General features: G+C 58.7%; 19 protein-coding genes. 4 read left to right on the top strand and 15 right to left on the bottom strand.

Annotated elements, in window-relative coordinates; all coding sequences use genetic code 11:
* The first annotated feature begins 142 nt into the window (after positions 1 to 142).
* Positions 143 to 1063, top strand: a complete 921-nt coding sequence (locus tag FHW76_RS05135) for a GGDEF domain-containing protein (RefSeq protein ID WP_008805910.1) — start codon at positions 143 to 145, stop codon at positions 1061 to 1063.
* Here FHW76_RS05135 and FHW76_RS05130 read toward each other — a convergent pair.
* Complete coding sequence (locus tag FHW76_RS05130) at positions 1060 to 1893, bottom strand: helix-turn-helix transcriptional regulator (protein WP_008805911.1); 834 nt, start codon at positions 1891 to 1893, stop codon at positions 1060 to 1062. The two genes, FHW76_RS05135 and FHW76_RS05130, sit on opposite strands and share 4 nt — an antisense overlap.
* 261 nt (positions 1894 to 2154) lie before the next feature.
* Between FHW76_RS05130 and FHW76_RS05125 the strand changes: the two genes are divergently transcribed.
* Positions 2155 to 2922, top strand: coding sequence for a phytanoyl-CoA dioxygenase family protein (locus FHW76_RS05125; RefSeq protein WP_004183607.1), 768 nt, complete (start codon positions 2155 to 2157; stop codon positions 2920 to 2922).
* A gap of 13 nt (positions 2923 to 2935) precedes the next feature.
* Here FHW76_RS05125 and FHW76_RS05120 read toward each other — a convergent pair whose 3' ends face one another.
* The 5 genes from FHW76_RS05120 to FHW76_RS05100 are packed head-to-tail and all read right to left on the bottom strand — an operon-like array spanning position 2936 to position 7898.
* Positions 2936 to 3277, bottom strand: a complete 342-nt coding sequence (locus tag FHW76_RS05120) for a PTS fructose-like transporter subunit IIB (RefSeq protein WP_008805913.1) — start codon at positions 3275 to 3277, stop codon at positions 2936 to 2938.
* 15 nt (positions 3278 to 3292) lie between these two features.
* Positions 3293 to 4168 carry a [formate-C-acetyltransferase]-activating enzyme gene (locus FHW76_RS05115; RefSeq protein ID WP_064323749.1) on the bottom strand — a complete coding sequence of 292 codons (876 nt, stop codon included), beginning with the start codon at positions 4166 to 4168 and terminating at the stop codon, positions 3293 to 3295.
* Positions 4134 to 6431, bottom strand: a complete 2298-nt coding sequence (locus FHW76_RS05110) for a formate C-acetyltransferase (RefSeq protein WP_183476338.1) — start codon at positions 6429 to 6431, stop codon at positions 4134 to 4136. The genes FHW76_RS05115 and FHW76_RS05110 overlap by 35 nt, the downstream gene beginning before the upstream one ends.
* A gap of 49 nt (positions 6432 to 6480) precedes the next feature.
* Positions 6481 to 6801, bottom strand: a complete 321-nt coding sequence (locus FHW76_RS05105; protein WP_004179264.1) for a PTS fructose-like transporter subunit IIB — start codon at positions 6799 to 6801, stop codon at positions 6481 to 6483.
* Between the two features lie 20 nt (positions 6802 to 6821).
* Entirely contained in the window at positions 6822 to 7898 is a 1077-nt protein-coding gene (locus FHW76_RS05100) for a PTS fructose transporter subunit EIIC (protein ID WP_008805917.1), read from the bottom strand.
* Positions 7899 to 8206: 308 nt separating this feature from the next.
* Between FHW76_RS05100 and ptsP the strand changes: the two genes are divergently transcribed.
* Complete coding sequence (gene ptsP / locus FHW76_RS05095; RefSeq protein WP_023297345.1) at positions 8207 to 10708, top strand: phosphoenolpyruvate--protein phosphotransferase; 2502 nt, start codon at positions 8207 to 8209, stop codon at positions 10706 to 10708.
* A gap of 37 nt (positions 10709 to 10745) precedes the next feature.
* Here the strand turns inward: ptsP and FHW76_RS05090 are convergent, their stop codons facing one another.
* The 5 genes from FHW76_RS05090 to FHW76_RS05070 form a co-directional block, all read right to left on the bottom strand.
* A complete protein-coding gene (locus tag FHW76_RS05090) occupies positions 10746 to 11711 on the bottom strand; it encodes a PDR/VanB family oxidoreductase (protein WP_008805919.1) in 966 nt (321 codons plus the stop codon).
* A 56-nt stretch (positions 11712 to 11767) separates the two neighbouring features.
* A complete protein-coding gene (locus tag FHW76_RS05085) occupies positions 11768 to 13216 on the bottom strand; it encodes an NAD-dependent succinate-semialdehyde dehydrogenase (protein ID WP_183476336.1) in 1449 nt (482 codons plus the stop codon).
* A gap of 18 nt (positions 13217 to 13234) precedes the next feature.
* Positions 13235 to 14359, bottom strand: a complete 1125-nt coding sequence (gene yeaW, locus FHW76_RS05080; protein WP_012968597.1) for a carnitine monooxygenase, oxygenase subunit YeaW — start codon at positions 14357 to 14359, stop codon at positions 13235 to 13237.
* A 36-nt stretch (positions 14360 to 14395) separates the two neighbouring features.
* Positions 14396 to 16003 (bottom strand): BCCT family transporter, encoded by a 1608-nt coding sequence (locus FHW76_RS05075; protein ID WP_004201469.1) that lies wholly within the window; start codon positions 16001 to 16003, stop codon positions 14396 to 14398.
* Between the two features lie 842 nt (positions 16004 to 16845).
* Positions 16846 to 17931 (bottom strand): tartrate dehydrogenase, encoded by a 1086-nt coding sequence (locus FHW76_RS05070; RefSeq protein ID WP_038422320.1) that lies wholly within the window; start codon positions 17929 to 17931, stop codon positions 16846 to 16848.
* Positions 17932 to 18013: 82 nt separating this feature from the next.
* Between FHW76_RS05070 and FHW76_RS05065 the strand changes: the two genes are divergently transcribed.
* A complete protein-coding gene (locus tag FHW76_RS05065; RefSeq protein WP_008805923.1) occupies positions 18014 to 18976 on the top strand; it encodes a LysR substrate-binding domain-containing protein in 963 nt (320 codons plus the stop codon).
* Here the strand turns inward: FHW76_RS05065 and FHW76_RS05060 are convergent.
* The 4 genes from FHW76_RS05060 to puuD form a co-directional block, all read right to left on the bottom strand.
* Positions 18973 to 20253, bottom strand: coding sequence for an FAD-binding oxidoreductase (locus FHW76_RS05060; protein WP_008805924.1), 1281 nt, complete (start codon positions 20251 to 20253; stop codon positions 18973 to 18975). The genes FHW76_RS05065 and FHW76_RS05060 overlap by 4 nt on opposite strands.
* Before the next feature lie 2 nt (positions 20254 to 20255).
* Entirely contained in the window at positions 20256 to 21743 is a 1488-nt protein-coding gene (puuC, locus tag FHW76_RS05055) for an aldehyde dehydrogenase PuuC (protein WP_183476570.1), read from the bottom strand.
* Between the two features lie 320 nt (positions 21744 to 22063).
* Positions 22064 to 22621, bottom strand: coding sequence for an HTH-type transcriptional regulator PuuR (puuR, locus tag FHW76_RS05050; protein ID WP_002898590.1), 558 nt, complete (start codon positions 22619 to 22621; stop codon positions 22064 to 22066).
* Positions 22622 to 22646: 25 nt separating this feature from the next.
* The gene (puuD, locus tag FHW76_RS05045) at positions 22647 to 23399 is read right to left on the bottom strand and encodes a gamma-glutamyl-gamma-aminobutyrate hydrolase (RefSeq protein ID WP_162494428.1); all 753 of its coding nucleotides are present in this window, start codon (positions 23397 to 23399) and stop codon (positions 22647 to 22649) included.
* Between the last annotated feature and the right edge of the window lie 20 nt (positions 23400 to 23419).

Below are 23419 nucleotides of genomic sequence, written 5' to 3'. Positions count from 1 at the left end.
GAGTGGTAGTACGTTGGAACAATTCCGCGGGGTCAGTCCAGTTCCCGCCATTTTACCGAACCGTCGCTTTTTCATTCGTCCCGCTACGCTTAACTGTTATCCTGTCTCGCGATCGGCCCTGTTGTTACCATGAGACACCGCTATGCCTGAACTCCATACTCCTGCGAATCGCCCCGGCCCGGCCGCTGTGGCCCGGGTGACGCTCCTGCCTGCGCTGCTGGTTATCGTCGCTGTTGCTGTCGGCTGCGCCCTGGTGTCGCCTCCGGTCGGTACACGACACGAGATCCTGACTAACCCCGGCCTCTATATCGATCTGCTGGCGTTGTTGTTTCTGGTGTTTATGCTGTGGAGCTCGGCGAAGGTGCGGATGAGCCACATTGCCGTCAACTGGGTACGCTATGGGCTGCTGTTGTGGATTGCCGGCGGCACCTTTGATGTGATGGATGAGATCGTGGTTCAGCCGCGCTGGATGGGCTACTACTGCGAAGATCTGCTGCGCCTCTCCGGGATGCTGCTGACCGTGGTGGGGGTCTACAAAATTATTGAGCGAATCAATTTGCTGTACGTCGATGCGCGCTCGCAATCCCTGAAGGATGAACTGACCCAGTTACCCAACCGGCGTTTTTTCATTGATACCATTCGCGAGAAGTCCGGGCATGCGCTGGGACTCATGATTCTGGATATCGATTTTTTTAAGAAAATCAACGATAGCTGGGGCCACCTGGTGGGGGATGAAGTGTTATTTTCGCTGGGGAAACAGCTGGCGAAACTAACCAGCGAGCAGGTCCAGCCGGCGCGGATCGGTGGGGAAGAGTTCGCCATTATCGTCGATGGCCTGTCGGAGCCCGAGCTGCACGCTCTGGCGCAGTCGATCCTTGCTAACGCTCGCACCATCCTGATCAATCATCAGACGCCGCTGTCGATCAGCATTGGCGTCGGAACCTGGCGGCCAGGCGAAGCGCAGGAGACGTTTATCCGTAAAGTCGACGAGGCGCTGTACAAGGCCAAGCATAACGGCCGCGGCCGCGTGGAGTGGGCGCCATCTGCCGGTGCGGCAGGTTAGGCCTGCTGCGCGCTACGGCAGTGTCGCCGATACTCCGATGGCGAGCGTTCTGTGTAGCGTTTAAAAACCCGGCAAAAATAGTTGCTGTCGACAAAGCCGCAATTGTGCGCAATCTCTTTCACCTTCAGGTCATAGCCGCGCAATAGCTGCTTCGCCTTTTCCAGGCGAACCCGGGTCAGATACTCATTAAATCCCACCGAGCCTGATTTCTGAAAAATATGCGATAGATAGTTGGGCGTGATGTGAAAACGTTTGGCTACCGATTCCCGCGTCAGCGGTAGACTGAGATTTTCCTCGAGGTAGTCCTGGACGGCGAGAAACAGATCCCGGCTGCGGCTGACGCGCATCTCCAGCCCGACCAGCTGTTCACGACAATGACTCAGCAGCGCGGCGATCACCAGTCGCGCGGTCAGCGGATCGGGCTGCAGGCTGACTTCATTCAGGCTCAGCAACAGGTAGGAACCCACGCGCGGCCCAAGCCGGGAAACGCTCTGTTTTTCCGTGTGCAGGCTTTTTCCGTCCCAGCGCTGAATACTGAATCCCAGTTTCTGCCGACCAAACAGAATGCTCAGGGTAGTGGCCGGACCGGTCCACTGCGGCAGCGTCCACTTCCCCGCCTGCACGTACAGTACCTGCAGCGTGGTTAACGTCGAGGCCGCCAGCGGCAGTCCCTGTTCATTCAGTTGGCCCTCCAGCACAATTTCCAGACGCGGAAACGGCACGTTGAAGGCGAGGGCAGGCACGGAGATATCCGGCTCAGGAAATCTCACCTGTAGGTGATCTTTTTGACCGATTAACCGATGCAGTATATCCGGCAGATCTTCAATCATTCTTTGCCCTCAGCATGCGCATTATCCTGTTGATGGTAATCTATTTTTTCCTTCCCGGCAGCGTTAGTTTAGCCATTTTGCGCAGCGGATTGCCGGCCAGCTGTAGCGCATGCATCGCCGGAAAAGAGATTATTGATGTCCATCACACTTTGTGGGCTCGCGTACGTATGTCCAGTTTTTTGTAGCGCTCGCCTCGTGTCATGCCGCGGAGGGACCAGTAGAGTTTGTTTGTGTTATCGGAACGTTAAAAAGGAACGTAAAATGAACTCATCATCGGCTAACTTTCTCGATGCGTTAGGCGCCAGCCAGACGCTCAGCGCGCAAATGAAACACGAGCTCGACACCCTCGGCTACACCGTCGTGCATAACGTCGTTGACGCCCAGTGGCTGAGCGAAATGCGCCTGCTCATTGACACCCTGGTTGAACGCGAAGGCGATAATCTGGCGATGGAGCACCATCAGGAGGCGACGGCGACGCGGATCGCTAACCTGATTAATAAGGGGGTTATCTGGGAGAAAGTCTGGTCACACCCGCTGATCCTCTCCGCTTGTCGCTATATCTTCAACGGGGATTTTAAAGTCTCCAGCCTGAACGCCCGCGAGGCGCTGTATAACGGCGGCCACCAGCCGCTGCACGCCGACTGGAAAAAGCCGCGCCCGGATTTTCCCAAAGTCCACCTGGTGAATACCATCTGGGCGATAGACGATTTGAGCGCCGCCAACGGCGCGCCGCGGATCATTCCTGGTACCCACCTCCGCCCCGAGTTACCGGAGGAGGTGCTGGCCGACCCGGAACAGGCCCATCCCGATGAGATTGTGTTTGCCGCGCCGGCTGGCAGCGTGATGATCTACAACGCCCACGCCTGGCACGGCGGCACCCGTAATCGTGAAGGCAGCAGACGACGCGTACTGCATGGGTTATATATCGATCGTGCGGATACGCCGCAGCAGGACCAGCGGCGCTGGCTCACGCCGGAGACGGCAAGCCGCCTGACGCCGGCGCAAAAATGGCTGCTGGATGTAGAATAAGGCCTGTCGCCGGTCAGGGAAGTTCTACATAGACGACCGGCTTTTTCATGATGCTTTTCACGGCCTCGACGATCTGCTGCGGCTGCAGCAGGAAGCTCTTGATGCTGGTTTTAATCGTCCGCAGGCCGCGAAAGCGCTGGGGGTCGTCGATTTCGATATCCGTCACCAGCAGCACCACTTCGGCGCGGGCGATATCTTCCGCGGTGATCCGATTTTCTACGCCGAGCGCCCCCTGGGTTTCCACCTTCAGGTGCCATTTTTCATGATGACCGACCTTTTCCAGTCGTTCGGCGGCCATGTAGGTATGCGCCACCCCGCTGACGCAGGCGGTGACGGCGACAATATTGAAGTCCATAACATCCTCCTGGCGTTAACCGCCGATAGTGACGTGGAAACCGGCCGCTTCGGCCATCACCCGATATGGTTGAATTTCCGCTTCGTCAGGCGCTTTCACGCTGGCCAGCGTCCAGGGGTTGCCCAGCAGACGGTATTTGGGCTCGCCATATTGATGAAACGGCAACAGGTGCATTTCTTTTAGCGCGAAAGGGGCGAGGAACGCCAGAATTTGGCGAAAATTATCGGTATTCAGTGTGTAGCCCGGGATCAGCGGCACCCGCGGGATCAGGTTGATTTTTCTCGCCGCCAGCTGGCGAAAATTGTCCAGCACCCGTGGCTGATTCATTCGCAGCAGCGACCGCGCCCGCTCAGGTTCCATGATTTTAAAATCAAACAGCACTTCATTGCAGGCTTCGGCCACCGGCAGGAAGCGGTCAAAAGCGCCGTCGCCCGCGGTTTCGATGGCGGTGCGGATCCCCCACTGGCGCAGGCGCTGGAGAAAGCGGGCGGCAAACCCGGCCTGCATGAGCACTTCGCCCCCGGAGAGGGTGACGCCGCCGCCGGAGGCGCGAAAGAAGACCTCATCCTTCAGCACCTCCTGCAACAGGTTATCCAGCGTCACATCGCGGCCAATCTGTTCCCACGCTCCGGACGGACATTCGGCGACGTCCTGCTGGCAGCGGGTGCAGCGCAGGCATTTACTCTCCCGGCGCAGGGTCTGAATCCTGGGTGAAATTGATTCGGGATTGGCGCACCACGGGCAGGTATGAGGGCAGCCTTTAAAAAAGACCACCGTGCGGATCCCCTGGCCATCGTTGAGCGAGTAGCGCTGGAGGTTAAAAATACGCGCCCGGTCGGCGCGCGTGTCGATGACCTCACAGCTGATGCGCGGTGCGGCGGATAATGTCATCCTGAATCTCCTTTGACAGCTCAACAAAGAAGGCGCTGTAGCCCGCGACCCGTACCACCAGACCGGCAAAGTCCTGCGGCCGCTGCTGCGCTTCACGCAGGGTGTCGGCATTGACCACGTTGAACTGAATATGCTGCAGCTTGAGCTTGCAGAAGGCCTGTAAAAAATCGGCCAGTTTGTTCAGGCCGCCGTCGCCGGCCAGCGTTGCCGGAGTGAATTTGACGTTCAGCAGCGTACCGTTCGACAGCAGATAGTTATCCAGCTTGCTGACCGATTTCAGCACTGCCGTCGGCCCCTGGGAATCCTGACCGACCATCGGCGACAGGCCGCCGTCCGCCAGCTGTTCGCCGGCCAGTCGCCCGTCCGGGGTGGCGCCCACCACCGAACCCAGCGGCACGTGCGCGGAGACGGTGTAGGAGCCGGGGGTAAAATGGCCGCCGCGCGGGTTCAGATACTGCTCGACTTCTTTGCAGTAAAAACGCAGCAGATCGGCGCTAATATTGTCGACATCGTCGATATCGTTGCCGTATTTGTCAAAACGGTTAATCAGCCGGGCGCGGATCTTTTCCCCTTCCGGCGTCTGGAAATTGGCTTTCAGCACGGCCATCAGTTGGTCAAAGCTGAGACGCTGCTGGTCGAAGACCATACCCTTCAGGGCGTACAGCGAATCGCTCAGGTTAGCGATCCCGATACCCTGGACGCCGGAGAAGTTATAGCGCGCGCCGCCGGCGGTGATATCTTTGCCGTGCTGCACGCAATCTTCAATGAACGAGGAGAGCAGCGGGACCGGCGCCCAGTCGCGGTGGCCGATATCGCAAATGTTGCTACCCTCGACCATCAGCTTGATGTAATGGCGGATTTTGTCGCGGATCTGGCAGATAAGGCCGTCCCAGGTGACGTCAGGCTGATGTTCATTTTCCTGCAGCACAATTTCCATCACCTTCAGCAGATTAAACATGGCGATATCATGCAGGCCGTAGGTGCGCCCTGGAATAGAGAGCTCCACGCAGCCGACCACCGCGTAATCGCGGGCATCTTCCAGCGACACGCCGCGGTTAAGGAAGGCCGGCACGACCACCTCATCGTTGAAAATCTGCGGGATCCCGGTACCCAGGCGAATGGTCTCAGCGGTTTTACGCAGGAACGGGCGATCAATCAGCTCGTTGACCCGCACGCCCAGATTCGGCTGCGGCAGCTGAACGTTTTGATAGGCGTCGAGGCATAAAAATGACAGCACGTTGACCGCGCTGCGCCCGGTGTCCGTCAGCCCGCCGAGCAGGGCGGTATAGCCGGTGGGAAAACCCGCGAAATAGCGCGCGCTGCTGGAGGAGCGTAGCAGGACGATATCGTTGCATTTCACCCACAGCGACTCCAGCAACTCCTTGAGATACGCGGGATCCTGACCCTGATTCAGCGATGCCTGATAAAACGGCAGCATATACTGGTCAAAACGCCCCAGCGAAATCGAGCTGGCATTGGATTCGTACTGCAGAATGATATTCATATACCAGAACAGCTGGCAGGCCTGGGGAAAGTCCGTTGGCCGGTGTTGCGCGTTGTGGCGCGAAATAGCGGCGATGGTTAACAGCTCCTGCTGACGCTGCTGGTCCTGACAGTGCCCAGCCATCTCCTCGGCCAGCGCGGCGTAGCGCAAAATATGGCGCTGGGAAGCTTCCAGCAGGATCAGTACCGCCTGATAAAAGGGGTTCTCCGGTTGCTGGGCGCAGTGCGTTTTGAGTTCGGCGACCAGGGCGCCAAGGCCATGATTCAGCAGCCGTGGATAGTCGATGATGATATGGCCCTGGCCTTTATCGGTCTGGTTCACGCTAAATATCTGGGTGTTGACGGCGGCCTTGACCTCTTCAGTCATCTGGCCGTTGATGAAATCTTTCATTGAACGCTTTTCCCAGTAGGGGTACAGCGTTTCGCGGTAGATTTGCTTATCTTCTTCGCTTATTGCGAAGCGGTCCTGGGGGCGGGTCGGGAAGGCGTCGAGCTCGTTGAGCAGCCAGTAGGGGTCCATCTCGGGCGACATAATCCCTGCCCGCGGTTTGACGGTGCGGTTGCCGGCGATCAGTTCATCCTCACGAATCGAAATCATCACCTTATCGAGGATCCACGCGGTGGCTTTCGCCCGGCGGATAATCACCGGCTCGCCCTCCGTCTGCCGATGGCTGGCAGTGTAGAGTAATGCGCGCTCAAGGGAGATTTCGCGCGGCTGGGCGAACAGGCTGGCTTTCAGGCGTTGGGTACGATTCGTCATGATAAACTCCATGTTGTGGCGAAGGGCGCGAAGGCGCCCTTTTAAGGCTTCAGGCGCTCTGGGAAAGGTGGCTGTCTATCTTGTTCATGATGGCGTCGGCGCGCTTGACCGCATCGCTGATATTGACGCGCACGATAGTTTTCCCGGCAAAACGCTCTTCGAATTTGATGCCGATATCTTTGGTTAGAATGACCATATCGGCGGCGGCAATCTCCTCCGCCGTCAGTTCGTTTTCAATGCCAATGGAACCCTGCGTTTCAACCTTGACCTGCCAGCCTTTGGCTTTGGCGGCGCTTTCCAGCGATTCAGCGGCCATGTAGGTGTGAGCCACGCCCGACGGGCAGGCGGTGACAGCGATAATGTGGGTCATAATCTGTTCCTTCCAGTCTGTTAGTTAATTTCGAAATCAAGGTCTAGTTCATCGTCAGCGGCGACGTCAGTGGGTTTCTTTTTGGCGAAGGCTTTCAGCAGGATGACGCAGGCAGCGCTGACGCAGGCGCCGACCAGCAGCGCGGCAACAAACCCGAGCTTGCCCTGGACCACCGGCAGCACGATGAGCCCGCCCCAGCCGGCGTAACACTGGGCGCCCATCAGCGCGGCGGTGACGCAGCCGCTGGCGGCGCCAATCATATTGGCCGGAATGACGCGCAGCGGATCCGCGGCGGCAAAGGGAATCGCCCCTTCGGTCACGCCGACACAGCCCATCACCAGCGCGGCTTTGCCGGTTTCCCGCTCTTCGGCGGTGAAATATTTGCGGCCAATCAGCGTCGCCAGCCCCATGCCCAGCGGCGGTACGGCGATACCGACGGCAGCGATAGCCACCACGCTGTAGACGCCCTGCGAAACGCAAATCAGCATGAAGGCGTAGGCTACTTTGTTCACCGGGCCGCCCATATCAAAGGCCAGCATCAGACCCATAATGATGGCCAGCACCACGATGCTGCCCTCGCGCATCCCCTGCAGCCAGCCGGTCAGGTTAGCGGTCAGCGCGCCAACCGGCTCGCCAAGCCCCCACATCATGATCCCGGCGGTGATAAAGGTGCCGACGATGGGAATGATGAAAATCGGCATCACCGAGCGCAGAACTTTATGTACGGGGATTTTTTTCAGGTAATAGACCACCAGGCCGCCAATCATGCCGGCGATCAGCGCGCCGAAGAAACCGGCGCCAAAGCTGTTGCCCACCCAGGCGCCGATGGCGCAGGGGGCCAGCGCGGCGCGGTCAGAAATGGAGTAGCCGATGTAGGCGGCGAGAAAGGGCACCATCAGCGTCAGCCCGGCGACGCCGATATCAAAAAGTTTCTTCAGATTAGGGTCGGTGGCGGCATCGGGTACCGCGCCTTTGCCATACAACATGACGGAGACCGCCAGCAGGATCCCGCCGGAGACCACGAAGGGGATCATATGTGACACGCCGGTCATCAGATGCTGGCGGGTATTTTTTAGTATTTGCACCAGTTCGTTCATTGCTTACTCCTGAGCGCTGTAGGGCCCGTGACAGTATGGATGGCTCAACATTAGAAAAAGGGCGTCGCATAAAACAGTAGAGAAAAAGTGCATTTACTGGATATTTGTAAGGTGAGAAAAGAATTGCGATCCACCTCAAATCTTAGTGATGACAGGAGAGATGAGCGCTAACAGGGTGGAATTGTGATGGCGGGCATAAAAAAATATTGTGTGTACAATTGTCCAGTAATTGCCAGTTTTATCACCTAGTCCCGGGGGCCGTCTTTTATTACTTTTGAGGAAATAATGGATTGCTCTGGAGGAAGGCGATGGCTCTGGTCATTGAATTTACATGTGATTTGCCCAACGGCGTGCATGCGCGTCCGGCCAGTCTGGTCGAAACGCTGTGTAACCGTTTTTCATCAGCGGTTGAGTGGCGGAACTTGCGCCGCGAGACCGGCGGAAATGCCAAGAGCGCGCTGGCGATTATCGGCAGCAATACCCTGAAGGGCGACGCCTGCCAGCTGCTTATCAGCGGCGAAGATGAAGCTGAGGCATTCGCCGCGTTAACGGCTTTTATGCGCGATGAATTTCCCCACTGTGACGCGCCGCTGCCCGCTGCGCCAACGCTGGATGTCCAGCCGGTGCCAGAGTCGCTTTCGCGGCTGAACCCGACGCTGTTTCATGCCCACCCGGTGTGCGCCGGCAGCGCGGGAGGGACGCTGGTTCATCTCAAATCACGCGATCTGCACGAGCTGGGCGAACTGCCCGTCGCCGCCAGTCCCGAACAGGAGCAGGCGGCGCTGGATAATGGCCTGCGCCTGCTGGTGAAAGATATCGAGCTGCGGCTGCTGGACAATGACGGCACCGCCAGCGCGATCCTGGAAGCTCACCGTTCGCTGGCGACGGATGCCTCGCTGCGCCAGCACCTGCTTGGCGGTATTCTCACCGGGTTGAGCTGCGCCCAGGCGATTGTCGCCACCGGCGACCACTTCTGCGCCCAGTTCCGCGACTCCGGCAACAGCTATCTGCAGGAGCGGGTACTGGATGTACGCGACGTTTGCTTCCAGCTGTTACAGCATATCTACGGCGAAGCCCGTTTCCCGGCGCCGGGCCAGTTGCGGGAAGCGGCCATTTGTCTTGCCGACGAGCTGACCCCCAGCCAGTTTCTGGAACTGGATAAAACGCATCTCAAAGGGCTGCTGCTGCGCAGCGGCGGCACCACCTCGCATACCGTGATTCTGGCACGCTCATTCAATATCCCTACTCTGGTAGGCGTGGATTTAGCCGCGCTGCTGCCGTGGGTGGATACGCAGGTGCAGATTGACGGCAACGCCGGGCTGCTGGTGGTGGATCCGAGTCCGGCGGTAGCGCGCTACTATCAGCAGGAGGCCTGGCTACAGGCGCAAATCCGGCAACAGCAGCAGGTATGGCTGGATAAAGCCGGGCAGACGCAAGACGGTATCCGCGTGGAGATCGCCGCCAATATCGCCCATTCGGTGGAAGCGGTGGCGGCATTCAACCAGGGCGCGCAGTCGGTAGGGTTGTTCCGCACTGAAATGCTGTATATGGATCGCCCGAGCGCGCCGTCGGAAGATGAGCTCTACAACATCTTCTGCCAGGCGCTGGAACCCGCTGCCGGGCGCAGCATTATCGTGCGGACTATGGATATCGGCGGTGATAAGCCGGTGGCCTATCTCAACATCCCTGCGGAAAACAATCCGTTCCTCGGCTACCGCGCGGTGCGCATCTATGAAGAGTATCAGGCGCTGTTTCACACTCAGCTACGGGCGATTTTACGCGCCTCGGCGCACGGCTCGCTGAAGATTATGATCCCCATGATTTCATCAATGGAAGAGATCCTGTGGGTGAAAGAGCGACTGGCGGAGGCCAAACAGTCGCTGCGCGCCGAGCAGATCCCGTTTGATGAAAAGATCCCGCTCGGCATCATGCTCGAAGTGCCGTCGGTGATGTTTATCATCGATCAGTGTTGTGAAGAGGTGGATTTCTTTAGCATCGGCAGCAACGACTTAACGCAGTATCTGCTGGCGGTCGATCGTGATAATGCGAAAGTGACGCGCCATTATAACAGCCTGAATCCCGCCTTCCTGCGCGCGCTGGACTATGCGGTACAGGCGGTGCATCGGCAGGGGAAATGGATCGGTCTGTGCGGCGAACTGGGGGCCAAAGGATCGGTGCTTCCGCTGCTGGTAGGCCTCGGTTTAGATGAATTGAGCATGAGCGCGCCGGCGATCCCGGCGACCAAATCGCGCCTGGCGCAACTGGACAGCCGCGCCTGCCGCCAGCTGCTGAATCAGGCCATGCAGTGCCGTACCTCACTGGAAGTGGAGCATCTGCTGGCCCAGTTCCGCATGCGTCAGCAGGATGTGCCGCTGGTGAGCGCCGAGTGCATTACGCTGAATAGCGACTGGCGCAGCAAGGAGGAGGTGCTGAAAGGGATGACGGATAACCTGCTGCTGGCCGGACGCTGCCGCTATCCGCGTAAGCTGGAGGCCGACCTGTGGGCCCGCGAGGCGGTGTTCTCCACTGGTCTGGGCTTTAGCTTCGCCATTCCGCACAGTAAATCCGAGCATATTGAGCAGTCGACCATCAGCGTCGCCCGCCTGGCGCAGCCGGTGGTGTGGGGCGATGAAGAGGCGCAGTTTGTGATTATGCTGACGCTGAATAAGCACTCGGCGGGCGATCAGCATATGCGTATCTTCTCGCGGCTGGCGCGGCGCATTATGCACGCGGAGTTCCGTCAATCTCTGGTATCCGCGGAGAGCAGCGAGGATATTGCCGACCTGCTGCGCCGCGAGCTGGAACTGTGATCTGCACACCGGCCAGCGGTGCCGGCCGGTGTGCGCTTTACAAATCCAGCACTAACCGGCCGCCTTTGGCGCGCGAGCAGCAGATCAGCATACTCTGCTGGCTGGCTTTCTCTTCCTCGCTGTAATACTGATCGCGGTGGTCCGCTTCCCCTTCCAGAATCATCGTTTCGCAGGTGCCGCACACCCCTTCGCGGCACAGGCATTCCACCTTCGCCGCTTTGTTATTCTCAATAACCTGCAAAATGGTCATGTCCTGCGGTACGGTAAATTCGCGTCCGGAACGCGCCAGCACCAGGGTAAACGCCTCTCCGCCTTTATCCTCAACGATAAACTGCTCAAAGTGCAGCTGACTGGCGGGCACCTGATGGCGTTCGGCGGCGGCTTTCACCGCCTCGTTAAGCGCCGCCGGGCCGCAGGTATACACGTGGGTTCCGGGCTCGAGGTCGGCGAACAGGCGCGGCAGGTCGAGACGGCTGCCGAGCGCTGATACATGAACATTGACCCGATCTCGCCACGGCGCGGCGCTGAGCGCATCGACGAAAGCATTATTGTCGGCGTCGTGGAAACAGTAGTGCAGCTGCCAGTCGGCCTGCCGTTGTTCCAGTTCCGGAATATGGGACAAGAATGGCGTGATGCCGATACCGCCGGCGATCAGCAGATGTTTTCGCGCCTGTGGTTCGATGGCGAACAGGTTGTTGGGCGTTGACACCGTCAGGGTATCGCCCGGGCGCACCTGCTGGTGCATAAAGCGCGAGCCGCCTTTGGAAGGCGACTCAAGACGCACCGCAATCTGCCAGCTGGTGGTATCCAGCGGCGAGCTCATCAGCGAATAGGCGTTACTGTAGCGCTGCTCGCCATCCTGCATCTGGACGATAATATGGCTGCCGCCGCTGAATCCCGGCAGCGGGGCGCCGGTCGGCGACACTAGCGTAAAACGCTTCACCTGGGCGGTGATCTGTTCAACATCGCGAACGATCGCCTCAAACATTTGATAATCAGACATCGCTGAACTCCATCAAAAATCCCGGCGTGGCCAGCGCCGCCGCCGGGAGAGGACATTTACAACCCCTGGCAGAGATACTTCATCTCCAGGTAATCTTCGATTCCGTGTTCCGACCCTTCGCGGCCAAGGCCGGACTGCTTCACTCCGCCAAATGGCGCGACTTCGTTGGAAATCAGCCCGGTATTGATGCCGACCATCCCGTATTCCAGCTGCTCGGAGACGCGCCAGATACGGGCGGCATCGTTGCTGTAAAAATAGGAGGCGAGGCCGTAGATAGTGTCATTTGCCTGTTCGATGACCTGCTGCTCATCGTCAAATTTCACCAGTGCGGCCACCGGGCCGAAAATCTCTTCCTGCAGCAGCAGTGACCCCGGCTGTACGTCGCCGATAACCGTAGGGGTGAAGAAATTACCGCCCAGTGGGTGCGCTTTACCGCCGGTTAACAGCGTTGCGCCGCGGGTCAGGGCGTCGTCGAGCAGGGACTGGACTTTGCGCCCGGCGTCGGCGTTGATCAGCGGGCCAATCTGTACATCGGACTCGCTGCCATCGCCCACTTTCAGGGCGGCGACGCGGGCCACGAACTTATCGCAGAATTGGTCGTAGACGGCGCGATGAATATAGAAGCGGTTAACGCAGACGCAGGTTTGCCCGGCGTTGCGGAACTTGGCGATCAGCGCTCCCTCGACCGCTTTATCGATATCGGCATCGTCAAAGACGATAAACGGCGCGTTACCGCCGAGCTCTAAAGAGAGCTTTTTGATGGATTCCGCGCACTGGCGCATCAGTACGCGGCCAACTTCGGTCGAGCCGGTAAAGGAGAGTTTACGCACCCGCTCATCGCCGGTGAACACCGCGCCAATTTCGCGCGACTGGCCGGTAACGACGTTAATAACGCCCTGCGGGATCCCGGCCTGATTCGCCAGTTCCGCCATCGCCAGCGCGGTAAACGGCGTTTCGTTAGCCGGCTTAATCACCATCGTGCAGCCAGCGGCCAGCGCCGGGCCGGCCTTACGGGTGATCATCGCCGCCGGGAAGTTCCACGGGGTGATCGCCGCGCAGACGCCCACGCCCTGGCGGATCACCATCAGGCGTTTATCCGCGCCAGGGGAGGGGATTATTTCGCCGTTGGCGCGTTTGCCCTGTTCGGCAAACCACTCGATAAACGAGGCGGCATAGGCGATTTCGCCTTCCGCCTCCGCCAGCGGCTTGCCCTGCTCGGCGGTCATGATCTGCGCCAGCGCGGTTTTGTTTTCGAGGATCAGGCGGTGCCAGTTCTTAAATAGCGCGGCGCGCTGGGCGGCGGTAAGCGCGCGCCAGGCCGGCAGCGCGGCCGCGGCGGCATCCACGGCCTGCTGCGCTTCCGACCGACCCATATTAGGGATCTGGCCGAGCGTCGCGCCGGTGGAAGGGTTGCTGACGGCAAGCGTCGTGCCGTCGGCGGCGTCGCGCCAGCTTCCGGCAATCAGCGCCTGCTGGCGAAACAGATCTGAGTGAAACACGGACATAGCAAACTCCTTCAACGATTACGGCTGGAACACCTGGGCCACCAAATTGTGGAAATGGGCGATACCGTGCTCGGAGATACCGCTGCCGCTGTTATCCGCCATAATGCGCCCCTGGCCGCGATAGCCGCGGGACTTCAGCCCCTTCTGCACGCTTTCCACCAGGCGTAAATCTTCCGGGCGGAACACGTCGCGATACCACTCAATCAGCGCTTTCTGATCGTCAGTCAGCTCTTCGTTGGTGAAATAGATGTCGTAATTCTGCAGAGTGGTCTCTTCATCCACCGGGAATTCATAGATCACGGTCATCATGCCCTTGATCGGTGTCACGTTGAACATGGTGCACGGCCATAGCCAGAAACCGTGGAACGCGGCTTCGGTACCTTCTTCGAATTTAAACGACTGCTCGGACGGCTTGGCGAAGCCATACTGCAGCGTCCATTTGCCGTGCATGGTGTGCCAGTAACGGTCAACCTGTACGGAATCCGAGAAGCCCGGGTGCGCCGGGCCGCAGTGGTAACATTCCAGATAGTTATCGACGATATTTTTCCAGTTCGCCGGGGTGAGAGTGGTAAAGCGCGCTGCCAGTTTCAGGTCATGCACGTCCGGGCAGGCTTCCAGCACTTTGTCCTGCAGGCCCGGCAGCTGCGTTTCCACGCTCTCCGCTTGCGGGTTCATATTGATAAACACAAAGCCGGCATACTCTTCCAGGCGAACCGGCACCAGCGTTGCCTTTTCGCTATCGAAATTCGCCACGTTTTCGCAGTTGCGGGCGTGGGCGAGATTGCCGTCAAGCTTGAAGGCCCAGGCGTGATAGGGGCAGGTAATCACGTTTTTGGCTTTACCTTCACCGCTCAGCAGCTGGTGGCCGCGGTGCGGGCAGACGTTATAGAAAGCGCGCAGAATGTTGTCGCGGCCGCGGACGATAACGATATTTTCACCAATGATCTCCCGGGTGATGTAGTCGTTCGGCCGGGCGACCTCGCTGCCGTGGGCGACGCAAATCCAGCTATTGGCGAAGATGCGCTCTTTCTCGTGTTCAAACGCCTGGCTGTCGGTATAAAAACGGGCCGGAATGGTCCAGGCATCCTGCGGATTGGCGCAAAAGTTAATCGGCAGAGTAAAGTCAGGGCTCAAATTGCTCATGTAAGGTCACCTTGTGATTATTGTCAGTAAGAGGTTTTACAGCGACTGGCCGTCGCCTTTGAGTACCGTGCCAACCGGTAGCGTCTCGGCTTTAATCATTGGCTCGGGCGTATGGGTTTCTATCTGATTGACCGGCACGTGGGCGTAGTCCTGTTTTAACCAGCGCACGAAGCCGCCGGTTTTAATCAGTAAAATGGCCAGGAACGGTAGGGCGGTCAGCACCACGGTGGTTTTCATGGTCTCAAGCGAAGCGCCAGTAAACAGAATCGATAGCGGGATGAGGGTGATCACCACGCACCAGAACAGGCGCATGCCGCGATCCGGATCGTCGCCTTCGCGCAGGTTACGGGTACTGGTCGCCGCCATGGTGTAGGCCACCGCATCCATGTGCGAGGCGAGGAAAACAATCATCACGAACAGATAGGCGGCGAGGAACAGCTTACCTGCCGGCAGCGACATCAGGACCTGCTGGACGGCGGTTTCGCCGCCGAGAGTCTGCATCACCTGCGGTACGTTAATCACGCCGTTAACGAACTGGTGCATGGCGTAGCTTTCCATCACCCCAAAGAAGAACCAGCAGCCGGCGGTGCTACCAAGGAGCAGTCCCCATATCACCTCTTTGATTTTGCGCCCGCGGGAGACGCGGGTGACGAACATCGCCACGCCCGGAGTATAGGAGATCCACCACAGCCAGTAGAAGACGGTCCAGTTGCGGGTAAAGGCGCCGTCGCCGAGGGGATCGGTAAACAGACTCATCTGCAGGAAGTTCTGAGTCGTCAGGCCGACGGCGTTAATGATGTTATTGGTGATGAATTCGGTCGGACCAACCAGTAATACCACCAACGGCAGCAGAAACGCCCCCCAGCCGACCATTTTGCTCAGGCGCTGCAGGCCGTTGTTGATGCCAATCCACGAACTCATGCAGAAAATACCGCCGGAGAGCAGGATCACAAACGCCTGGACGGTGAAGTTATCCGGCAGCCCGGTCAGCGCTGACAGGCCGCGGGTGAAGGTGGCGGCAGTGACCACCAGCGAAATGGTTAACGCGCCGACGGTAGCGATCAGGAACATCAGATCGACCAGACGGCCCCAGAAGCCCTGCGGACTCACTCCGGTGATCGCTGAAATGATCCCGGAGAGGCTGAGGCCTTTATTTTTCCGCACGTGGAAGTGATAGGCCATGATCAGCGAAGCGAGAGTGTAGGTCGCCCAGGCGCTAACCCCCCAGTGGAAGAAAGAATAAGGGATGCTGTATTCCAGCGCTTTCGGCGATTGCGGAGCAATGTTCAGGCCCGGGGTCTGGTAGTAATAAGCCCATTCGGCAACGCCCCAGTACAGCGTGGAGGAGCCGAGCCCGGCGCAGATAAACATAAACAGCCATGAGAGGGTACTGTATTCGACTTTACCTTCGCCGAGACGGATATTGCCGTATTTGCTGGTCGCCAGATAGAGCACCAGTCCCAGCGCCAGCAGCACCAGTACCTGTACCGTGGAACCCAGCAGGCGGGTCACGCCGTTAAAAATCGAATCAGCCGCCTGCGCGGTTTGCTGCGGGAAGAGACTTAATGTAGCGGCGATGAAAACAATGGCCGCCAGGCTGATGGCAATCAGCGGCACATCTTTTTTCTTTACGTTGCTCAACATGGGTGATCTCCTGGGCATGATTGCCCGTCGGTGGCTTTAGCCTGTCGTTGTTATCACGCTGTAGGGTCAAGGTTCGTAGCAAAAAGCTATTAACAATTGGATTATTTCTTCGTTACATGAATTAAACAATTGGCCGATTCGTGAAGCAATAAAACACGGAACGGAAATAATAAAAGGTGAATTGGCGCAGGTTCTGTCCTTTCAGGAATTAATAAAGTTCACCGCTGTGATGCGGTCCACTTGTCAATCGTGGGGGATTCTGCATAGCGAAAAGAGAGGGGAGTTGGAGGACCAGGCGCGCGGGTTTTCCCGGGTAGCGGCTGCGCCTTACCCGTGCTCGCTACTCGCGGTGTCGTTTTTTTGTCGGGTGGCGGCTAACGCCTTACCCGACCTACGGTCCGTGCCATTGCGAGCTTAAGATCTCTACCTTGTCCTCATGGCTACTGAAACTGCCGGTGTTGGCGGCCTCAACATCGCTGAGACGTTCCCTGCAGGCCGGGGCAGCCCGCAGGGATGCGGGCTGAGGGCCGTGTTTTGCACGGACGCTGCCTCGGCCCGACCCGAAGCCTGCAGGGATAAGTCGAAGGCACCACGAAGTGGCGATGTTGCTGGCCGGAGCCCGGGGGTACAGGGGGCGGCGGCGACTGGCCGCCCCCTGTGCGCTCCCTGCGCCAGAAGAGACATAACACGGAAGACATATCGGGAGCGCAATGTGCCCGGAAATAACACAGAACAAACGTTTTTCCCGGGGCGAAACTGTTGCAAACCGATAACAGTATCTACATTATCGTGCCTTTTGTAGCCCCGGTAAGCGCCGCGCCACCGGGGAGCGGCCGGGGTAATTACGCCAAAATGGCCTTGCAGATGGCGTCGCTGACCTGTTGCGTTGACGCGCTGCCTTTCATATCCGGGGTTTTCGGCCCGCTGGCAATCACCTGCTCAATCGCCGCCAGGATGCCGTTGTGCGCGGCGTGATAGCGCGCATCGCCGTTGCCGAGGAAATCGAGCATCATCGCCCCGGCCCACACGGTGGCGATCGGGTTGGCGATATTTTTACCGTAGATATCCGGCGCGGAGCCGTGAACCGGCTCGAACAGCGACGGGAAGGTGCGCTCCGGATTGAGATTGGCCGACGGCGCAATACCGATTGTGCCGGTACAGGCCGGGCCGAGATCGGAGAGAATATCGCCGAACAGGTTGGAGCCGACCACCACGTCAAAACGCTCCGGCTGCAGCACGAAGCGGGCGCACAGGATATCGATATGCTGCTTGTCCCAGCGAATATCCGGATAGTTTTTGGCCATCTCTTCCACCCGCTCATCCCAGTAGGGCATGCTGATCGCCAGACCGTTGGATTTGGTCGCCGAAGTCAGCGTTTTGCGTGGGCGGCTTTGCGCCAGTTCGAAGGCGTAGCGCAGGATCCGGTCCACGCCGCGGCGGGTAAAGACCGACTCCTGAATCACCACTTCATGCTCGGTGCCTTCATTGGCGCGCCCGCCGAGGGCGGAATATTCGCCTTCGGTATTTTCGCGCACCACGTAAAAATCGATATCGCCGGCCTTTTTACCCGCCAGCGGGCAGGGGACGCCGGGGAACAGACGCACCGGACGCAGGTTGACGTATTGGTCAAACTCACGGCGGAACTTCAGCAGCGACCCCCACAGCGAAATGTGGTCGGGAACGGTATCCGGCCAGCCGACGGCGCCGAAGTAGATGGCATCGAAGCCCTGCAGCTGCTCGCGCCAGTCGTCCGGCATCATCTTGCCGTGATGGGCATAATATTCGCAGCTTGCCCACTCCATCTGCTCGAAGCTCAATGACAGATCCCAACGCTGTGCGGCGGCTTGCAGCACGCGAATCCCTTCAGGCAGAACTTCTTTGCCAATTCCGTCACCCGGGATGGCGGCAATACGATAGGTTTTTTTCATTCCGGTTCTCACTTTTTAGCGATGATGTTTGACCACCTGCCTATCCTATAATTGACTGGTTCATAATTAATCACGCTAACTGGTGAAACATAAAACACAGATCATGAATAATCTGCCGCTGCTAAATGATTTACGCGTCTTTATGCTGGTCGCTCGCCGGGCCGGGTTCGCCGCCGCCGCCGAAGAGCTTGGCGTATCACCGGCGTTCGTCAGCAAGCGGGTTTCGCTGCTGGAGCAAACCCTGAATGTGGTGTTGTTGCACCGGACCACCCGCCGCGTCACCATTACCGAGGAGGGGGAGCGGATCTACGAATGGGCGCAGCGCATTTTGCAGGATGTCGATGAGATGATGGACGAGCTTTCCGACGTACGTCAGGTGCCGCAGGGAACGCTGCGTATTATCAGTAGCTTCGGCTTTGGTCGCCGGGTGGTGGCCCCGGCGCTGTCGGCGCTGGCCCTTCAGTACCCGCAGCTGGAACTGCGTTTCGATGTCCAGGACCGGCTGGTGGATTTAGTCAATGAAGGGGTGGATCTCGATATTCGCGTGGGCGATGATATCGCGCCGAATCTGATTGCCCGCCAGCTGGCGGCCAACCACCGCGTGCTCTGCGCCTCGCCGCAATTCCTTGCCCGCCATCCACCGCCGAAACAGCTGAGCGATCTGGCCGCCTTACCCTGCCTGGTGATTAAAGAACGCGATCATCCGTTTGGCATCTGGCAGTTGCACAGCAAAGAGGGGCAGCATGCGATCAAGGTGACCGGGCCGCTGTCGTCCAACCATGGTGAAATTGTGCATCAGTGGTGTCTTGACGGGCAGGGGATTGCGTTACGTTCATGGTGGGACGTCCGGGAGAATATCGCCAGCGGCCATCTGGTGCATGTGCTGCCGGAATTCTTTCAGCCTGCAAACGTCTGGGCAGTCTATGTCTCCCGGTTGGCGACGTCGGCTAAAATTCGCACCACCGTGGAGTTTCTGCGCCACTACTTTCAGCAGCACTATCCGCAGCATGAGCCGACGGCCAGCGCCGTCGGCAGAGGCGATTAAACCCCAAGGCGGTCGCGCAGGCTGTAGTAGGCGGCGCCCATGGCGGTAAAAGGAATGCGCAGGCTGCGGCCGCCCGGGAACGGGTAGTGCGGCAGTTTGGCGAAGGCGTCGAACCGCTCGGCGTCGCCGCGCAGCAGCTCTGAAATCAAGCGTCCGGCAAGGTGGGTACAGGTCACGCCGTGGCCGCTGTAGCCCTGCATGTAGTAAATATTGTTATCGAGACGGCCGAACTGCGGCATCCGCGACAGGGTCAGCAGGAAGTTGCCGGTCCAGCGGTAGTCAATTTTCACCCCCTGCAGCTGCGGGAAGGTTTTCAGCAGCTTCGGCATAATCAGCCGCTCCACGTCGTCCGGATCGCGCGCGCCGTAGACCACGCCGCCGCCGTACAGCAGACGGTTGTCGCCGGTCAGACGGTAGTAGTCCAGCAGGTAGTTACAATCTTCCACACAGTAGTTTTTCGGGATCAGCGAGCGGGCGACCTCTTCCGACAGCGGAGCGGTAGTGACCACCTGGGTGCCACACGGCATGCTGCGTTTCGCCAGCTCCGGCTCCAGTTTATCGCCAAGATAGGCGTTGCCGGCGACGATCACGTAGCGCGCGGTGACCTGGCCGCGCGCGGTGCTGACCACCGCCGGGCTGCTGTGCTGGATGCGGGTGACCGGCGACTGCTCATACACCCGGCCGCCGTTCAGACGAATGGCGTCCGCTTCGCCGATGGCGAGGTTCAGCGGGTGAATATGGCCGCCGCTGTGGTCAAGCAGGGCGCCGACGTAGCGGTCGCTGTCCACTTCACGACGAATGGCCTCTCTGTCCAGCAGCTCCAGTTGGGTGTTGCCGTAGCGTTCCCAGTTGGCTTTCTGCTCTTCCAGGGTTTCCAGCTGCTTATGGTTCATCGCCACGAACAGGCCGCCCGGGCGGTAATCGCACTGGATCTGGTAGCGCTGGATGCGCTCGCGAATAATATCGCCGCCTTCGAACATCATGCTGCCGAGCATTTTGGCCGCATCCGGGCCGTAGTTTTTCTCAATGACGTCGATATCGCGGCTATAGGAGTTGACCAGCTGACCGCCGTTACGGCCGCTGGCGCCGAAGCCGATGCGCGCCCCTTCCAGCACCACCACGTCGTAGCCCATTTCGGCCAGATGCAGAGCTGAGGAGAGGCCGGTGTAGCCGCCGCCGACGACGCAGACGTCACAGTTGATGGATCCCTCCAGCGTCGGGAACGGTTCATACTTATTGGCGCTGGCGGCGTAGTAGCTAGTGGTATGTTCAGTCATGATCAAGACTCCAGGGCAATCCAGATGGTTTTCAGTTCGGTGAATTTTTCCAGCGCGTGCAGCGATTTATCGCGCCCGTTGCCGCTCTGCTTGTAGCCGCCGAACGGAACGGTCATATCACCATCGTTATAGTTGTTGACGAAGACCGAGCCAGCCTTCAGGCGACGGCTCATGCGGTGGGCGCGTGACAGATCGCGGGTCCACACGGCGGCGCCGAGACCGTAGTCGCTGTCATTGGCCAGCAGCAGCGCCTCTTCTTCGCTTTTGAAGCGCGTGACCACCAGTACCGGGCCGAAGATCTCTTCCCGGCTGAGGGTCGATGCCGGGTCGACGTCAACGAAAATGGTCGGGCCGACGGCGGCAGGCCACGGATTTTTCCGCCCGTCGAGGAATAGCGTGCTTTTGGTTTCACCGCCGCGGATAAAACTGTGCACGTTGTCGGCATGGGCGTTATCAATCAACATGCCCATGGTGGTGTCCGGATCGAGCGGGTTACCCGGCTGCCAGTGTTGTGCTTCGGTTTTCAGCCGCGCCAGAAACTCGTCAGCGATGCTCTCCTCGAGCAGCAGACGGGTCCCGGCGATGCACACCTGGCCCTGGTTATAGAAGATGCCGCCGGCGGTGGCGCTGACCGCTTGTTGCAGATCCGGGCAGTCGGCGAAGACGATGTTGGCGCTCTTGCCGCCCGCTTCCAGCCACACGCGCTTCATATTGCTGTCGCCGGCGTCTTTCAGCAGCTGCTTGCCGGTGCGGGTGGAGCCGGTGAAGGTGATGACTTCAACATCAGGATGCAGGGCCAGCGCCTGCCCGGCCTCGTCACCAAAGCCGCTGACCACGTTCAACACGCCGTCCGGCAGGCCGGCCTCTTTCGCCAGCCCGGCCAGACGCAGGGCGGTGAGCGGCGATTTTTCTGAGGGTTTGAGGATCACGCTGTTGCCCGCCGCCAGCGCCGGGCCGAGTTTCCAGCAGGCCAGCAGCAGCGGGAAGTTCCACGGCACCACCGCGGCGATCACGCCAATTGGTTCGCGAACGATCATCGCCAGCTCGTTGCTGCCGGTGGGGGCCACTTCGCCATAGACTTTATCCAGCGCTTCGGCATACCAGCGAATGGCGCGGGCGGCGCCGGGAATATCGTCGCGCAGGCTGTGGCGAATCGGTTTGCCGGTATCCAGCGTTTCCAGCAGCGCCAGCTCTTCACGATGGGCCTCCATCAGATCAGCAAAGCGAGTGAGGATCGCTTTACGCTGTGCGGGGGAGGCCTGCGACCAGTCGCCATTATCAAAAGCCTGGCGCGCGGCCTTCACCGCCCGTTCGACGTCGGCTTTTTTACCGCGGGCGACCTGCGCTAATGTCTGCTGCGCGGCAGGGTCGATCGTTTCAAAGGTGGTATTATCGGCCGCGGCGCAATATTCGCCGTTAATAAATAAGCGCGTTTCAATGGCCAGGTTTTTCGCTTTTTCCTGCCAGTAAGCCAGGTGCTGAAAATTCATCATGACTCCTTAAAAACATTATCGGCACATTAATCAGTTCGGCGTTTTCAGGCTGCACGGGGGCACTGCGCCGGGCGCAGGGCATAATGTATCCCCGGAGTTGAATACCGTTTTATTCCCCTGAATGGCGACAGGTTGTTTACAACCCGAATTATTCAGGAGCGAGTCGCCATTCACTGGCGTTAATTATTTCGGGGCCAACAGGAAATAATATTCCGTACGGCGCAGGCGTAATTACTACGATTTCTTCGCCGCGACGAAAATAGATTTTCCGCCGCGACAGGCCTGAAGAAAGCCTGAACCTCGTTCAGGCTAAATAATCAGAATGTGGTGGGGGTGTGGGCACTGATGATGCGGCAGATGCCTGCCGAGGTGTTGCTGAAGCTGTGCGGGATGCCGGTATTAATGGCATAGCTCTGTCCAGCCACCAGGTGATACGACTGACCGTTAATGGTCAGCACGATCTCACCTTCCAGTATGGTGCCTATCTCCTCACCCTGATGCTTAATTCTCTCCCCGGTCGTGGTTCCAGGCTGGTAAGTTTCAAAAATCATCGCCAGCGTACGGTTCGGATTTCCGTTATGAACCAGCTTCATGGAAACGCCCTGACTTCCCATCTCAATCAGGTCATCCTGATTAATGACCACCTGGGGTTCGTCCGGCTTTTCGGGTTCAGAAAAGAATTCCGAGAGCGACAGCCCATAGACTTTCAGCAGCTTTTGCAGCGTACTGATGGCAGGACTGACTTTGTCCTGCTCTATGGTGCTGATGGCACTATGTGTCAACCCAGACAGTTCGGCGGCACGACGCTGTGAGAGACCCAGCTGTTGGCGGATCTCTGACAGACGTTTCCCTGGCGCCAGTCCGTCATCGCTCATATTTGCATTTCCTTAACGGTAGTGGTCAGCGCCGCCGCTTTTCAGCATGATGGCCCTGACAGGCGGTGATAAAACCATCAAACAACATACGCGACAGGGCGTATTCGCTACTGTTCCATTCAGGATGCCACTGTACGCCCAACGCGAAAGGATGATCGTTCACGCTGACCGCTTCCACCAGTCCATCCGGCGCTCGCGCCTCCACGCGCAGCTGCGGACTCAGGGTTTTTGCCCCTTGCCCATGTAGCGAGTTTACCCAAAACGTGTTGCAGCCCGGTATCAATTGCGACAGCAATCCTCCTTCCTGAACCTCAACCTGATGGGACGGCGCATACTGCTGCTCGACGGGCAGTTCAGGATCTTCACGATGTTCAAGGAGCTCAGGCTGCTCGAACAGACGACGATACAGAGTCCCGCCGGTGGCGACAACCAGTTCCTGCAGTCCACGACAGATGGCGAAAATGGGGATGCGCCTTTCGAGCGCGGCGTTAATCAGCGCCATGCTCAGAAGATCACGCCCGGGGTCGGCGTCAGGCTCATCGCCGTTTTCACCATAAAGGTGCGGCTGCACATTACTGGGGCTGCCTGGCAGGTAAATCCCGTCCAGTTTATCGACTAACGCGTTCAGCAGCTCCGGCTCCGCCAGCGCATGCGGCAGGGCGATCGGCAGTCCGCCGTGGTTAACAATGGCATTCAGGTACTTTTCTTGCAGAGTCTGGGTCTGGTGACCCTTAAGCCTGTTTCTACACATCACGACGCCAATAACTGGCTTGTACATTATATTTTCCATGATCGCCC

The organism is Klebsiella sp. RC2, from assembly GCF_014192815.1.
Taxonomy (GTDB): Bacteria; Pseudomonadota; Gammaproteobacteria; order Enterobacterales; family Enterobacteriaceae; genus Klebsiella; species Klebsiella variicola.
The sequence above is the reverse complement of the archived record's forward strand: the minus strand, read 5'-3'. Positions and strand labels throughout refer to the sequence as shown.

What these genes read in the sequence shown, in the direction of transcription:
- FHW76_RS05135 (WP_008805910.1), top strand. Translation starts at nt 143, where the DNA reads ATGCCTGAACTCCATACTCCTGCGAATCGCCCCGGCCCGGCCGCTGTG.
- FHW76_RS05130 (WP_008805911.1), bottom strand. Translation starts at nt 1,893, where the DNA reads ATGATTGAAGATCTGCCGGATATACTGCATCGGTTAATCGGTCAAAAA.
- FHW76_RS05125 (WP_004183607.1), top strand. Translation starts at nt 2,155, where the DNA reads ATGAACTCATCATCGGCTAACTTTCTCGATGCGTTAGGCGCCAGCCAG.
- FHW76_RS05120 (WP_008805913.1), bottom strand. Translation starts at nt 3,277, where the DNA reads ATGGACTTCAATATTGTCGCCGTCACCGCCTGCGTCAGCGGGGTGGCG.
- FHW76_RS05115 (WP_064323749.1), bottom strand. Translation starts at nt 4,168, where the DNA reads ATGACATTATCCGCCGCACCGCGCATCAGCTGTGAGGTCATCGACACG.
- FHW76_RS05110 (WP_183476338.1), bottom strand. Translation starts at nt 6,431, where the DNA reads ATGACGAATCGTACCCAACGCCTGAAAGCCAGCCTGTTCGCCCAGCCG.
- FHW76_RS05105 (WP_004179264.1), bottom strand. Translation starts at nt 6,801, where the DNA reads ATGACCCACATTATCGCTGTCACCGCCTGCCCGTCGGGCGTGGCTCAC.
- FHW76_RS05100 (WP_008805917.1), bottom strand. Translation starts at nt 7,898, where the DNA reads ATGAACGAACTGGTGCAAATACTAAAAAATACCCGCCAGCATCTGATG.
- ptsP (WP_023297345.1), top strand. Translation starts at nt 8,207, where the DNA reads ATGGCTCTGGTCATTGAATTTACATGTGATTTGCCCAACGGCGTGCAT.
- FHW76_RS05090 (WP_008805919.1), bottom strand. Translation starts at nt 11,711, where the DNA reads ATGTCTGATTATCAAATGTTTGAGGCGATCGTTCGCGATGTTGAACAG.
- FHW76_RS05085 (WP_183476336.1), bottom strand. Translation starts at nt 13,216, where the DNA reads ATGTCCGTGTTTCACTCAGATCTGTTTCGCCAGCAGGCGCTGATTGCC.
- yeaW (WP_012968597.1), bottom strand. Translation starts at nt 14,359, where the DNA reads ATGAGCAATTTGAGCCCTGACTTTACTCTGCCGATTAACTTTTGCGCC.
- FHW76_RS05075 (WP_004201469.1), bottom strand. Translation starts at nt 16,003, where the DNA reads ATGTTGAGCAACGTAAAGAAAAAAGATGTGCCGCTGATTGCCATCAGC.
- FHW76_RS05070 (WP_038422320.1), bottom strand. Translation starts at nt 17,931, where the DNA reads ATGAAAAAAACCTATCGTATTGCCGCCATCCCGGGTGACGGAATTGGC.
- FHW76_RS05060 (WP_008805924.1), bottom strand. Translation starts at nt 20,253, where the DNA reads ATGACTGAACATACCACTAGCTACTACGCCGCCAGCGCCAATAAGTAT.
- puuC (WP_183476570.1), bottom strand. Translation starts at nt 21,743, where the DNA reads ATGAATTTTCAGCACCTGGCTTACTGGCAGGAAAAAGCGAAAAACCTG.
- puuR (WP_002898590.1), bottom strand. Translation starts at nt 22,621, where the DNA reads ATGAGCGATGACGGACTGGCGCCAGGGAAACGTCTGTCAGAGATCCGC.
- puuD (WP_162494428.1), bottom strand. Translation starts at nt 23,399, where the DNA reads ATGTACAAGCCAGTTATTGGCGTCGTGATGTGTAGAAACAGGCTTAAG.